Genomic DNA, 12,981 nt, shown 5'->3' with positions numbered 1-12,981 from the left:
AAGGGGAACGGACGGCGCGCCGGATGCGGGACCCGGCTCAGCCCAGCCGCGCCACGGCTTCGCGGATGGCCGCGCAGCCCGCCTCGATCTGCTCGATCGAGGTCGCGAAGGACAGGCGCAGGTGCGCCGGCAGGCCGTAGGAGCCACCGTCGATGACGGCGACGCCGGCCGCGTCGAGCAGGTGGCGCATCACGTCCAGATCGCTGGCAAGGACCGTGCCCGCGGGCGTCGTCCGGCCCAGCAGCCCGGCCACGCTGGGGAAGACGTAGAAGGCGCCGTCCGGCGCCGCGCAGTCGATGCCGGGAATGGCGTCGAGCAGCGTCACCATGCGGTCGCGGCGGCCCTCGAACAAGGTGCGCGCCTCGGCCACGCAGGCCTGCGGACCGTCGAGCGCGACCACCGCCGCGGCCTGGCTCATGGCACTGGCGCAGGTGGTGGTCTGCGAGGCCAGCAATGTCAGCGCCTTCGTCAGCGCCGCCGGCCCGGCCGCGTAGCCGATGCGCCAGCCGGTCATCGCGTAGGCCTTGGAGACGCCGTTGACCACCAGCGTGCGCGGCGCCAGGTCGGCCGCCACGTTCAGCGGCGACAGGTGACGCGCCCCGCCATAGGCGAAATGTTCGTAGATCTCGTCGGTCATCACCCAGACCCGGGGATGCCGGCGCAGCACGGCGGCGAGGCCTTCGAGTTCCGGGCGCGAATACACCGCGCCGCTCGGGTTGTTGGGCGTGTTGAGCACCAGCCAGCGCGTGCGCGGCGTGATGGCGGCTTCCAGCGCCCGGGGCGTGAGCTTGAAGCCGCCGGCCGCGTCCGACGGCGCGATCACCGGCACGCCGCCGTTGAGTCGCACCATGTCGGGATACGAGACCCAGTAGGGCGCCGGGATCACCACCTCGTCGCCCTCGTCCAGCGTGGCGGCGAAGGCGTTGAAGATCAGCGTCTTGGCGCCGGGGCCGACGACGATCTCGTCGTCCTTGAACGGCAGGCCGTTCTCGCGCTCGAACTTGCGCGCGATGGCCTGGCGCAGGGCCGGCGTGCCGGCCGAGCCGGTGTACTTGGTCTGCCCCGCCAGCACGGCGTCGATGCCGCCCTGGACGATGTGCGCGGGCGTCGGGAAATCGGGCTCGCCCAGCGTGAAGTCGATGATCTCGCGGCCGGTGGCGCGCAGGGCGTCGACGCGCGCCTTGGCGGCGATGCTGGGGGAGGGCCTGACCTGGCCGATGCGGGAGGAAAGCAGGGTGCTCACGAGAGGATGTCCATGGCGTTCCCCGTCGACGCGACGGGGCATGGAGGCGGATTCTGGGAGCCGCCTAGAATTTCAAAAAGCGATTTTTTCTCCGCGAATCGCATTCCTGAAATCGATACGATGACCTTCAAGCAACTCGAGGCCCTCTACTGGATCGTGCAGCTCGGCGGCTTCTCGCCGGCCGCCCACAAGCTGCACACCACGCAGTCGGCGGTCTCCAAGCGGGTGCACGAGCTGGAGGAACTGTTCGACACGCCGCTGTTCGACCGCACCCAGCGCGCCGCCCGGCTGACGGAGAAGGGCGAGGAGATGTTCGTGCTCGCCGGCAGGCTGCTCGCGCAACGCGACGCCGCCGTGGAGCAGTTCAGCCGTCCGGACGTGATCGAGCGGCGCCTGCGCATCGGCATCACCGAACTCACCGCCATGACCTGGCTGCCGCGGCTCATCGAGACCGTCCAGCGGCTCTACCCGAAGGTCGTGATCGAGCCGATGGTCGACAGCAGCCCGCTGCTGCGCGACAAGGTATTGGCCGACGAGCTCGACCTCGTCGTCGTGCCCGACGCCTTCGCCGACACGCGCATCGCCAGCACGCGCGTGGGCGAGGTCGAGCACGCGTGGCTGTGCAAGCCCGGCCTGGTGGAGACTGGCCGCACCCTGCGCCTGCACGAGGTCGCGCGGCACCGGATGCTGGTGCAGGGTCCGCAGTCGGGCACGGGCCGCGTCTACGACGCCTGGATGAAGGAGCGCGGCGCCGAGCCGGCCGACGCCATCGTGGTGAGCAACCTGGTGGCGATGCTGGGGCTGGTGGTCTCGGGCATCGGCGTGAGCTACCTGCCGCACCGCTGCCTGTCGCCCCTCGTCGCCGCCGGCCTGCTGACGGTGATCGACGTCGCCCCGGCGCTGCCGCCCATCGCCTACGTCGCCCTGCACAAGGGCGACCACCGCAGCGCGCTGGTCGCCTCGATCGTCATGCTGGCGCAGGAGTGCTGCGACTTCTCGGCCATGTTCCAGGGGCTGAGCCACACGCTGGCGGGCGGGCGGTAGGTTTCATCTGGAATCCGCGCGGCGGGTCATTCCTCGACGTGGCAGCCCAGCCGCTTCAGGGTGGCGTCGACCCAGGAGCGGTCGTAGGTTCCGTCCGCGATGCCCGCGACCATCACGGTCTCGGCCTCCTGCTTCCGGTGGGCGGCGGCGAGCAGGCGCTCGACGTCGTCGAAGGGCACGCACAGGAAGCCGTCCTCGTCGCCGATGACTAGGTCGCCGGGCTCGATCACCATGCCGTCGATGGCGATGGGCACGTTGATCTCGCCGGGGCCGTCCTTGTAGGGGCCGCGGTGGGTGACGCCGGCGGCGTAGACGGGGAAGGCGTTGGCGCGGATGAAGCCGGCGTCGCGGATGGCGCCGTCGATGACGAAGCCGCCGAGGCCTTGATGGATGGCGTCGCCCACCATGATCTCGCCGGTGATGGCGTTGGTGAGGTCGCCCCCGGCGTCCACGACGATGACGTCGCCGGGCTTCGCCAGCTGCAGGGCCTTGTGCAGCATGAGGTTGTCGCCGGGGCGGCTCTTGACGGTCAGCGCCGGGCCGGCCATGCGGCCGCCCGAATGCATGGGGCGCAGGCGCGCGCCGCCGGCGGTCATGCGGGCCATGCAGTCGCTGACGTTGGCCACGGGCACCTCCAGGAACTGGCGGGCGAGGTCGAGGGGGACGGCGCGGCGGCGCCGGAGGATGCGGAGTCCGTTGTGCATGGTTCGGGTTCGGATTGGGGATGCGGAATGGATGGGACGTCGAGTGCGGGCGACCCGCTCAGTCGAGCTGGATGCCCGCTTCGCGCACCACCGGCGCCAGGCGCGCGCGGTCGGCGGCATTGAGCTCGCCCAAGGCCTTGGGCGTGCCGCCCAGCAGCTCGGCGCCGGTCGCGACGATCTTGTCGCGCACGTCGGGCTGTTTGAGCAGCGCGTTCACCTCGGTGTTCCAGCGATCGACGATGGCCTTGGGCGTACCCGCCGGCGCCATCAGTCCCCAGACGCTGGCGAGCTCGACGCCCTTGATGCCCGCCTCGGCGAAGGTCGGGACGTTGGGCAGCACCGGCGAGCGTTTGGCCATGGTGACGCCGATCGGGCGCACCTTGCCGCCCTCGATCTGGCTGAGCAGGGTGGGGATCGAACCCATGTACATGTCGACCTGGCCGCCGATCAGGTCGGGCACGGCCTGCGCCATGCCGCGGTAGGGCACGTGCGTGAACTTCACGCCCGAGGCGTTCTGCCACAGCTGGTTGACCAGGTGCGCGATGGTGCCGGTGCCGGGCGTGGCGACGGTCAGCACGCCAGGCTTTGCCTTGGCCGCGGCGACGACGTCACCCAGGGTCTTGTAGGGCGAATCCGAGCGCACCACCAGCACGACGGCGCCGCTGGCGATCGAGGTGACGGGTTCCAGGTCCTTGACGGGGTCGTAGCTCAGCTTCGCGTAGAGCAGCGGGTTGAGGACGATGTTGTCGGTCTGTGCCATGACCAGGGTATAGCCGTCGGGCCTGGCCTTGGCGACGTTGTCGAGCGCCAGGTTGCCGCCGGCGCCGGGCTTGTTGTCGACCGTGACGACCCATTTCAGCTTGGCCGTCAGCGCGGTCGCGATCTGACGGGTCAGGGCGTCGGTGCCGCCGCCGGCGGGGAAGGGCACGACGATCCGGACGGGGCGCTCGGGGTACGCCTGGGCCTGCGCGGGCGCGGTGCCCAGCGCGGCCAGGGCCAGGGCGGCGGCCGTGGCGACGGCGGGAATTCGGGTGAGGGTTCGCATGGTGGTTGTCTCCGGAGGATGGAACGGATGGCCGACCCGGCCGTCAGGCCTGGTCGTGATGCTCGGGTGCCAGCGTCGGCGCCGACGGCGCCGACGGCTGCAGAGGCGGTGCGTCGGCCGGAACGGCCCGCGCCGCCCTGATGCGCGCCAGCAGCACCTGGATCGGGTGCGGCAGGTCGACGCCGTCCACGAGGGCGGTCTGGCAGCGGCACGAATAGCCCGTGGCGACCAGCCGGCCCGCGTGGCGGGGTTCGGCGACGATCGAGCGCCAGCTCAGTCCGTAGATCGCCTCCGAGGTCGCGCGGTGGTCGCGCTCGTGGCCGTAGAGGCCGGCCATGCCGCAGCAGCCGCTGGGCACGATCCGCAGGGCGATGCCCAGGCGCTCGGCGACCCGCCGCCAGTCGGCGGTCGCGGCGGGGGCGTTGGTCCGCTCGGTGCAGTGCGGCAGCAGGTGCCAGGGGTTCGACGCATTCGCTTCCAGCCTCGGCAGCTCGTCGAGCCGCTCGATCAGCCATTCCTGCGGCAGCAGCACGGCCGGCACCCGCTCCGCGCCCAGCGCCTTGACGTACTCGGCGCGGTAGGCGAGCGTCATCGACGGGTCCACGCCCACCAGGTCGACGCCCGTCGCGGCCAGCGCGCCGAGCATGCGGGCGTTGGCCGTCGCGGTGCGCTGGAACCGGCCGAGCAGGCCCAGCACATGCTGCGGCTTGCCATTGGGCCTGAACGGCGCCAGCCACGGGGTGAAGCCGAGCGCGATGAGCAGGTCGCACCAGTCCACGACCACGGCGGTGTCGCAGTGGGACGTGAAGGCGTCCTGCACGACGACGACGCTGCGGGCGCGGTCCTGCACCGAGAGCGAGCGCAGTGCCTCGGGCGATGCCGTCCGCACACCCCGGCTCGACAGTGCTTCGCACAGGTCGATGCCGCTCAGCGCGGGCAGCGAGACCAGCCCCAGCGCCCGCGATGCCTCCCGGCCGACGGCGCTGTGCGTGAGGCCGTTCACGAGGCGCGGCAGCTTCGCGGCGGCGGGCAGCCAGCGCTCCAGCGAGGCCACCAGGGTGTCCTTCACCGGCCGCAGGTAGCGGCCGTGGTGGACCTCCAGGAAGCGCGCGCGGAAGGCCGGCACGTCGACCTTGATCGGGCACTGGCCCACGCACGACTTGCAGGCCAGGCAGCCGTCCATCGCTTCCTTGACCTCCAGCGAGAAGTCGACCGTGGCGCCCGGCCGGCCCGCGCCGCGCCACGCGCTCCAGGTATGGAAGGCGCGGCCGGGCAGGGCCGTCCAGCGCCCGAGCGCGCCCTGCCGGCGCAGGCGCGCGGCCTCGCTTGACGGATCGACCTCCTGCTCGGCCAGCAGCCGCAGCCACTCGCGCATCAGCGAGGCCCGGCCCTTGGGCGAATGCCGGCGCTCGCGCGTGGCCTTCCACGACGGGCACATCGCGTCGTCGGGGTCGTGGTTGAAGCAGGCCGCGTTGCCGTTGCAGTGCAGCGAGTCCTCGTTGGCGCGGCGCACCTCGATCGGGATGCGGCGGTCCGCCTGGCCCCGGGTCGGCGCGCCGTCGATGCGGGTGAGCGCGTGGCCCGGCGGCGCGGCGATCTTGCCGGGGTTGAGCTGGTTGTGCGGATCGAAGGCGGCCTTGATCTCCTGCATGCGCGCATAGAGCGGGCCGAAGAATTCCGGCGCGTACTCGGAGCGGAAGCCCTTGCCGTGCTCGCCCCAGAGCACGCCCTGGTACTTGCGCGTGAGCGCGAAGACCTCGTCGGAGATCTCGCGCACCAGCGCTTCCTGGGCGGGGTCCTTCATGTCCAGCGCCGGGCGCACGTGCAGGCAGCCGGCGTCGACGTGGCCGAACATGCCGTAGACCAGGCCCCTGCGGTCGAGCAGGGCGCGGAACTCGGCGATGTAGTCGGCCAGCCGCTCGGGCGGCACGACCGTGTCCTCGACGAAGGGCATCGGGCGGCGCTCGCCCTGCATGTTGCCCAGCAGGCCGACGGACTTCTTGCGCATCGACCAGATCGCCGTGGTGGCGGCCTCGCCCCGGGCGACGGTGTGGCCGCGCCGGCCCGAGCCACCGGCCGCGCCGTCGTTCAGCGCCGCCTCGACGCGTGCGAGCTTGACGGCCAGCGCGGCCTCGTCGTCGGCCAGGAACTCGACGATGTTGACGCCCTGGGCCGGGCCCTGCGGGTCGTCCGGGAAGTAGTCCTTCACGGCCAGCCAGATCGGGTCCTGGCGCGCCAGGCCCAGCACCCTGGCGTCGATGGTCTCGCTCGACGCCGCCTCCAGCCGCATCAGCGCGCCGGCGTCGCGCAATGCGGCGTCGAAGCTGTCGTAGCGGATGTTGAGCACCGCCGTGCAGTGCGGGATCGGCGTCAGCCGGATCTTGGCCTCGGTGACGAAGGCCAGGCTGCCCTCGGCGCCGCACAGCACGGAACTGAGATCGAAGTCGCCGCGGTGGTCGCACAGGTGCACCAGGTCGTAGCCGGTGACGCAGCGGTTGAGCTGGGGGAAGCGCTCGGCGATCAGCCCGGCGTCGTCGACGCGGATGCGCTCGAGCAGCCGGTGGATGAAGCCGACGCGATCCTGCCGGCCCTTGACGGCGTCGAACGCCGCCGGGGCCAGCGGCTTCGCGTGCCAGGGCGTGCCGTCGAGCAGCACGGTCCCGAGTTCGAGCACGTGGTCGCGCGTCTTGCCGTAGAGGATCGAGCCCTGCCCGCTGGCGTCGGTGGCGATCATCCCGCCGATGGTGGCCCGGTTGGAGGGCGAGAGCTCCGGCGCGAAAAACAACCCGTGCTTGAGCACCGCCGCGTTGAGCTGGTCCTTGACCACGCCGGCCTGCACGCGCGCCCAGCCTTCCTCGGCGTCGACCTCCAGGATCGCGTTCATGTGGCGCGACAGGTCCACCGCGATGCCGTCGGTCAGCGACTGGCCGTTGGTGCCGGTGCCGCCGCCGCGCGGGGTGAAGGTGATCGAGCGGAAGCGCTCCTCGCTGCTCAGTTTGGCCACGCGCACGACGTCGGCCTCGTGGCGCGGGAACACCACCGCCTGGGGCGGCACCTGGTAGATCGAGTTGTCGGTGGCGAAGACGACGCGGTCGGCCTGCCGCTGGCTGATGTCGCCCTCGAAGCCGCGCAGGCGCAGCTCCGAGAGGAATTCCACGTAGAGGGAGGCCGGGCCGTCCCGGGACTGCAGGCGGGGGATCATGGACGTGGAGGGTTCGCGGGCGGGGCGGGTGCGCCCGTCAGGCCGCGACCGTCGCTGCCAAGGCGTCGCGGCGCTGCACGAAGCGCTCCCACACCTCGGGGTTCACGAGCCGGGGCGGCTTCTCGCCGCGCAGCATTTCGACGACCTGCTCGGCCGCCATCGACGCGACGTTGTGGCGGCCCTCGTGCGAGACGCCCGCCGTGTGGAAGGTCGCCACGACGTTGTCCAGCGCCAGCAGCGGGTGGTCCAGCGGCGGCGGTTCCTGCTGCCACACGTCCAGGCCGGCGCCGGCCAGGTGGCCGGTGCGCAGGGCATCGGCGAGCGCCGTCTCGTCATGCACGCCGCCGCGCGCCGTGGTGACGAAGATCGCGCCGGGCTTCATGGCCGCGAAGCGCGCCGCGTCGAACAGGTTCAGCGTGTCCCGGTCGCGCGGGCAGTTCAGCGACACCACGTCGGCGATGCGGACCAGCGTGTCGAGGTCGACCGGCTCGGCGCCGCGCGCGCGGATCTCCTCGGGCGTCAGGAACGGGTCGACCGCCAGCACGCGCATGTCGAAGCCCGCGGCCAACTTCGCGAGCCGGGTGCCGGAATGGCCGATGCCGACGATGCCCAGCGTCTTGCCGCTGATGTCGTGGCCCATGACCGACTCGCGCGAGAAGCCGGTCCGCGTGCGCAGCTTGCGATCCGACTCGACGATGCGGCGCGAGACCGCCAGCATCAGGCCGACGGCCATCTCCGCCACGGCGGGGGCGTTGGCGCCGATCTGGCTGACGACCGCGATGCCGGCGCGCGTGCAGGCATCGACATCGACGGTGTCGAAGCCGGCGCCGGTGGACGACACGCAGATCAGTTCCGGGCAGCGCGCGAGCAGATCGGGGCCGGCGTACCAGTGGCGTGGGAGCTCGTCCTTGGCGGCGCTGATCTGGTAGATGTGCGCGCGCTCCAGGATGCGCCAGGCGCGGTCGTCGTCGGCGCGCAGCGGCGCGATGTCCAGCCGGACGTCCGATTCCCGCGCCAGGCGCTGGTCGAAGACCGGGTCGATCCATTGGTCGAAGCGCGCGACGCGCCAGGGTGCGGAGGCATTCATGGGGGTGTTCTCGGTTGCGGGGTTCGAAAGGGTCATTGCCTGGGCAGCGTCCTGGCCAGCTCCATCAGCGCTTTGCGGTTCTGCGCCAGGGACTGCTGCCACTGCGGTCCGCTCAGGTAGGCGAGCACCGGCGCGTCGGCCGAGGCGTTGGCGACGAATTCGGGGTCGCGCACGCTCTCGGCGATGGCGGCGTCGAGCCGCCCGACGATCGGCGCCGGCACGCCCCGGTGGACGGCGAAGCCCCGCTCCGAGGTCATGACGACGGGCGTGCCGGCCTCGGTCGCGGTGGGCACGTCGGGCAGGGCCGGCGAGCGCCGGGCGCCGAACTGCGCCACGACCTTCATCGCCCCGGTGCCCTTGCCGTGGAGTTCCGGCACCTCGCCGGCGCTCACGATGCCGAAGTCGAGGTGGCCGCCCATGACGTCCGTCTTCTGCGCGGCGGTGCCCTTGTAGGGAATGGCGTTGAGCTCGACCCCGGCTTCCTTCGCCAGCAGCTGCAGGGCGAGGTCGCCGTTGGTGCCGACGCCGTTGTGGCCGAAGGACAGCGAGCCGGCCTTCCGGCGCAATGCCGCGACGACGGCGGGCAGGGTCGGCACGGCATGGTCGGTGCGCGTCACCATCACCGTCGGGTCGTCCACCACCCGGGAGACCAGGGTGAAGTCCTGCGGCTCGTACTGCGCCTTCTTGATCATCGGCACGTACAGGAAGCCGGGCACGTTGACGACCAGCAGGGTGTAGCCGTCGGGCCTGGCGTTCTTCACGTAGGCATTGGCGATCTCGCCGGCGGCGCCGGGCTTGTTGACCACCACGAACTGCGCGCCCGGCCCGAGCCGCTTCTGCACGAAGGGCAGCAGCTTGCGCGCCATCAGGTCGGTGCCGCCGCCCGGCGCGAAGCCGACCACCACCTCGATGGGCTTGTCGTCGGGCCACGCGGCCCGGGCCGCGTGCGCCATGCCGAGCGCCAGCGCGGCTGTCGCGACCACCTTGATCGTCATCGATGTCATGCGTGTCTCCTGTCTTTGGAGACGCGATGATCCGGGCACACAACGATGCGTACAAGCGATTAATTCGACAGCTTAGTCAGTCGTTTTGCGACTTTCCCTGGGACTCGTCCCGTGGCGTCCGGCGAACGGCGCGAGGTACTTCGAGGCGGAATCGAAGTCGGCCACGCGCACCACGTACGAGCGCATCGCGTCCAGGAGCGCGCGGTTGTCGTCGGCGCGGTTGAAGAAGTAGTAGTTCAGGCTCGGCAGCGGCGGATCGCTCCGGAGGGCAACCAGCGCGCCGTGCGCCACCCACGGCGTCATGAACTGCGTCGGCAGGAAGCTGATCCCGACATCGGCCAGCACGAGCGCGACGATCGCCATCAGGCTGTTGCAGCCCAGGATGCGCTGCATGGTGATCTCCTGCTCGGCGGCCCAGGCCTGGATGGCCCGCGTGAGGCCGGAGCCCTCGGTCATTGTGATGACCGGGTGCCGCTCCAGGTCGGCGCGTCGCAGCAGCTTCGGCGTGCCGATGCGCGCGGGCGACGCCACCCACGAGAAATGCACGCGCCCGATGACGCTGCCGTGGACCTGGGGATTCTGGCTCGGCCCGGTCGTGATCGAGAAGTCCAGCTCGCCCCGCTGGACCTTGCGTTCGAGGTTGCGCGCCAGGTCCACGTAGGGTTCGAGCACCAGCGCCGGGTGGTCCTGGTTGACCAGCCGCGTGAAGTCCGGCAGCCACGTCAGGGAGACCAGTTCGCTGACGCCGAAGCGGCAGATGCCCGCCAGGCCGGCCGAGGACAGCGCCTCCTTGCGCAGCTGCTCCTGGAGGTCGAGCATCCGGCCGGCCAGCGGCAGCAGGCGCTGGCCGGCCTCGGTGAGCTGGGCGCGCTTGCCCGAGCGGTCGAAGAGCCGGGCGCCGACCGATTCCTCCAGCTCGACGATGCGCTTGGACAACGACGACTGGGTCACGTGCAGGCGCGTGGCCGCGATGTTGAAGCTGCCCAGGTTGGCGGCCCAGTAGAAGGCCTCGATCTGCTTGAGCGTCATGGGCGCGATCCCGTGGCGGCCCCCGGCGCGTTCAGCCCGCCAGCAGCGCCGCGTAGCGCGCCAGGTCGACGTTGCCGCCGCTCACGATCACGCCCACCCGCGCGCCCCGCGGCGTGGTCGGCGCGTCGGCCACCGCGCCGGCGAAGGCCAGACAGCCCGTGGGCTCCACCACCATCTTCATGCGCTCGGCGAAGAAGCGCATGCCCTCGACCAGCTGCGCGTCGCTGGCGGTGCGGATGTCCGCCACGTCGCGCCGGATGATGCCGAAGGTGAGTTCGCCCAGGTGCGTCGTCTGCGCGCCGTCGGCGATGGTGCGCGGTGTCTCGATGCGCACGATGCGTCCGGCGCGCAGCGACTGCCGGCCGTCGTCGCCGGCCTCCGGCTCGACGCCGTAGACCCGGCAATCCGGCGACAGCGCCTTCGCCGCCAGCGCCGAGCCGCTCGTCAGACCGCCGCCGCCCAGGCAGACGTAGAGCGCGTCGAGCGCGCCGACCTCCTCGAACAGCTCCTTCGCGGCCGTGCCCTGACCGGCGATCACGTCGGCGTGGTCGTAGGGCGGGATCGGCGTCATGCCGCGCTCGGCGGCGAGCGCCAGGGTGAGCGCCTCGCGGTCCTGGGCGAAGCGGTCGTAGAGCACCACCTCGGCGCCGTAGCCGCGCGTCGCCGCCAGCTTGGCCGCCGGCGCGTCCTGCGGCATGACGATCAGCGCCGGCATGCCCAGCAGGCGCGCCGACAGCGCCACCGCCTGCGCGTGGTTGCCCGACGAGAAGGCGATGGCGCCGGCCCGGCGCTGCGCCGCGTCGAAGCGCGACAGCGCGTTGAAGGCACCGCGGAACTTGAAGGCGCCCATGCGCTGGAAGTTCTCGCACTTGAAGAAGAAGCGCGCGCCCCAGCGCTCGTCGGCGGTGGCCGAACGCAAGACCGGAGTGCGATGGGCCCGGCCCTGGAGCCGCGCGGCGGCGGCGGCGACGTCGTCGTAGGTGGGGAGTGCTTGCATCGGCAGAGCTTAAGCGCCCCGGACGATCGCGGCGTCCCGGGTGCCCGTTCCCCGCGGCCTTCCAGGCGGGGGGCGCGCGCCGATTACCGAAAGACGACGCGAGACTGCGTGGTGCAACGCGTCCTCGATCGTGCGCATCGCCGGTTTCCATGGCCTCCTTCCCGCCGCCGTCCTCGCATCCGGCGGCTCGACGCCCCAGCAGGTGCGACTCGCCAGGCTGTCGCGCCATCCGCCCATCGCGACGGTGGCCCGGTCGCCGCAGGACGGCGATTCGGCCCGGATGGACGAGCACCTGGCGACGCGCTGCGCGACGAGGGTCCGGCGGTCGAGGCGCGCCTGCCCGCCGGCACGCGGATCCTCGTCCGAGGTCGATGCGATCATGAGTCAGGTCGACGTCTGGCGCTGGGACGTGGCGATGCACACGGAGTCGCTCTCCGTCCAGCTGCACGACGCCCGGACCGGCGACCTGCCGGTCACCGGCGACGGGTCGGATTCGGCGATGCACGGCTCGCGCGACGCGAAGGAAACGGTCAGGGGCGTGGTCGCGGAGATGATGGCGACGCCGCGCCGCGCCGCGCCGCGCCGCGCCGCGCCGCGCCGCGGCCCGACGTCCCTGACCCGGCGCGGACCCGTCGATCGGACCTCGGACGACCCGCCCGCGGCGACCATGTCCCGGCCTTGTCCGACGCGCTCCGGTCGGGGATGGCGCCGCGCCGGGCGACCGACCCGCCGGGCATCATTCCCCGATGAAACCCCGCCTGGTCACCGTCGTCATCCACGCCCACCTGCCCGAACCCGAGCCGCTGGAGAAGATCTCCCTGGCCCAGACCCTGGACGTCCTGGGCCGCCATCCCATCACCTTCGTCGTCCCGATGGACCTCGACACCCGCTGGTACGAGGATTTCTGCCGGGGCCGCGCCACGGCGAGCTTCATGCGCTTCGCATGGCGCGGGCTCGACGAGTACGCCCGGATGCTGTTGAGCCCGGCGTTCTACGCCCGCTTCCACGACCACCGCTACCTCCTGATCTGCCACCTCGACGCCTTCGTCTTCCGCGACGAACTGGCGGCGTGGTGCCACCGGGGCTACGACTACGTCGGCGCCGTGATCCACCACCGGACCTGGGAGCGCGGCCATCAGCGCGCGCTCGGCCGGGCGGCAACCGTCGACACCCTGCACAAGCTGCTGCGCGCGACCGCCACCGGTTACCTCGCCAACGGCGGTTTCTCCCTGCGCAAGGTCGACACCTTCCTGCGGCTGACGCGCCGCTTCGAACGCTACATCGACCTCTACGCGGCGATGGCCATCGCGCGCGGGCGGGGCGTGTGGGAGGACCTGTTCGTGCTGCGCCATTTCCCGCAGCTGTCGGCCGACTTCAGGGTGCCGCCGCGCCGGATCGCGGCGCGTTTCGGCGCCGAGCACGTGGACGCGGTCGATGCCGACCTGCGCCGGGGCGAGCGCGACGTCGCCGACCTGCCGTTCGGCATCCACGGCTGGATCCAGTACCAGCCCGAAGTCTGGAAGCCGTACGCGCGGCGATGTGGGCACGCCGTCTGACCGACCGGAACCGCCGGCTGGGAAACAATCCTGCCCACCATGCCCGTCGCCCTGCCGCTCCGCCCCGCAT

11 protein-coding genes are annotated in these 12,981 nt (G+C 71.8%); 2 read left to right on the top strand and 9 right to left on the bottom strand.

What is annotated here, in order from left to right; genetic code table 11:
* Window positions 1-37: 37 nt before the first annotated feature.
* Window positions 38-1,243, bottom strand: a complete 1,206-nt coding sequence (locus tag ABID77_RS04385) for a pyridoxal phosphate-dependent aminotransferase (protein ID WP_429591416.1) — start codon at window positions 1,241-1,243, stop codon at window positions 38-40.
* Between the two features lie 120 nt (window positions 1,244-1,363).
* Between ABID77_RS04385 and ABID77_RS04380 the strand changes: the two genes are divergently transcribed.
* Entirely contained in the window at window positions 1,364-2,287 is a 924-nt protein-coding gene (locus ABID77_RS04380; RefSeq protein ID WP_429591413.1) for a LysR family transcriptional regulator, read from the top strand.
* A 26-nt stretch (window positions 2,288-2,313) separates the two neighbouring features.
* On the opposite strand, the gene ABID77_RS04375 is transcribed toward ABID77_RS04380, so the two are convergent.
* The 8 genes from ABID77_RS04375 to ABID77_RS04340 form a co-directional block, all read right to left on the bottom strand.
* Window positions 2,314-2,991 (bottom strand): RraA family protein, encoded by a 678-nt coding sequence (locus ABID77_RS04375; RefSeq protein ID WP_429591410.1) that lies wholly within the window; start codon window positions 2,989-2,991, stop codon window positions 2,314-2,316.
* A 58-nt stretch (window positions 2,992-3,049) separates the two neighbouring features.
* Window positions 3,050-4,036 carry a Bug family tripartite tricarboxylate transporter substrate binding protein gene (locus ABID77_RS04370; protein WP_429591407.1) on the bottom strand — a complete coding sequence of 329 codons (987 nt, stop codon included), beginning with the start codon at window positions 4,034-4,036 and terminating at the stop codon, window positions 3,050-3,052.
* 43 nt (window positions 4,037-4,079) lie between these two features.
* Window positions 4,080-7,238, bottom strand: a complete 3,159-nt coding sequence (gene ydiJ / locus ABID77_RS04365) for a D-2-hydroxyglutarate dehydrogenase YdiJ (protein WP_429591404.1) — start codon at window positions 7,236-7,238, stop codon at window positions 4,080-4,082.
* A 37-nt stretch (window positions 7,239-7,275) separates the two neighbouring features.
* Window positions 7,276-8,325: a hydroxyacid dehydrogenase gene (locus ABID77_RS04360; RefSeq protein WP_429591401.1), complete on the bottom strand. Its 1,050-nt coding sequence runs from the start codon at window positions 8,323-8,325 to the stop codon at window positions 7,276-7,278.
* 32 nt (window positions 8,326-8,357) lie between these two features.
* Entirely contained in the window at window positions 8,358-9,329 is a 972-nt protein-coding gene (locus tag ABID77_RS04355) for a Bug family tripartite tricarboxylate transporter substrate binding protein (RefSeq protein ID WP_429591398.1), read from the bottom strand.
* 72 nt (window positions 9,330-9,401) lie between these two features.
* Window positions 9,402-10,358, bottom strand: a complete 957-nt coding sequence (locus ABID77_RS04350; protein WP_429591395.1) for a LysR family transcriptional regulator — start codon at window positions 10,356-10,358, stop codon at window positions 9,402-9,404.
* A gap of 31 nt (window positions 10,359-10,389) precedes the next feature.
* On the bottom strand, window positions 10,390-11,355 hold the full coding sequence (locus ABID77_RS04345) for a threo-3-hydroxy-L-aspartate ammonia-lyase (RefSeq protein ID WP_429591393.1): 966 nt from the start codon (window positions 11,353-11,355) through the stop codon (window positions 10,390-10,392).
* 384 nt (window positions 11,356-11,739) lie between these two features.
* Window positions 11,740-12,024 (bottom strand): hypothetical protein, encoded by a 285-nt coding sequence (locus tag ABID77_RS04340; protein WP_429591390.1) that lies wholly within the window; start codon window positions 12,022-12,024, stop codon window positions 11,740-11,742.
* Window positions 12,025-12,101: 77 nt separating this feature from the next.
* Here ABID77_RS04340 and ABID77_RS04335 point away from each other — a divergent pair, with 77 nt between their 5' ends.
* Window positions 12,102-12,911 (top strand): DUF5672 family protein, encoded by an 810-nt coding sequence (locus ABID77_RS04335; RefSeq protein WP_429591387.1) that lies wholly within the window; start codon window positions 12,102-12,104, stop codon window positions 12,909-12,911.
* Window positions 12,912-12,981 lie beyond the last annotated feature (70 nt).

The sequence above is a fragment of the Variovorax sp. PvP013 genome, from assembly GCF_050435945.1.
In the GTDB taxonomy this organism is placed as follows: domain Bacteria; phylum Pseudomonadota; class Gammaproteobacteria; order Burkholderiales; family Burkholderiaceae_C; genus Variovorax.
The sequence above is the reverse complement of the archived record's forward strand: the minus strand, read 5'-3'. Positions and strand labels throughout refer to the sequence as shown.

Coding starts and splice junctions, on each gene's coding strand:
- ABID77_RS04380 (WP_429591413.1), top strand. CDS start 1,364: ATGACCTTCAAGCAACTCGAGGCCCTCTACTGGATCGTGCAGCTCGGC.
- ABID77_RS04345 (WP_429591393.1), bottom strand. CDS start 11,355: ATGCAAGCACTCCCCACCTACGACGACGTCGCCGCCGCCGCCGCGCGG.
- ABID77_RS04350 (WP_429591395.1), bottom strand. CDS start 10,358: ATGACGCTCAAGCAGATCGAGGCCTTCTACTGGGCCGCCAACCTGGGC.
- ABID77_RS04335 (WP_429591387.1), top strand. CDS start 12,102: ATGAAACCCCGCCTGGTCACCGTCGTCATCCACGCCCACCTGCCCGAA.
- ydiJ (WP_429591404.1), bottom strand. CDS start 7,238: ATGATCCCCCGCCTGCAGTCCCGGGACGGCCCGGCCTCCCTCTACGTG.
- ABID77_RS04340 (WP_429591390.1), bottom strand. CDS start 12,024: ATGGTCGCCGCGGGCGGGTCGTCCGAGGTCCGATCGACGGGTCCGCGC.
- ABID77_RS04355 (WP_429591398.1), bottom strand. CDS start 9,329: ATGACATCGATGACGATCAAGGTGGTCGCGACAGCCGCGCTGGCGCTC.
- ABID77_RS04370 (WP_429591407.1), bottom strand. CDS start 4,036: ATGCGAACCCTCACCCGAATTCCCGCCGTCGCCACGGCCGCCGCCCTG.
- ABID77_RS04360 (WP_429591401.1), bottom strand. CDS start 8,325: ATGAATGCCTCCGCACCCTGGCGCGTCGCGCGCTTCGACCAATGGATC.
- ABID77_RS04375 (WP_429591410.1), bottom strand. CDS start 2,991: ATGCACAACGGACTCCGCATCCTCCGGCGCCGCCGCGCCGTCCCCCTC.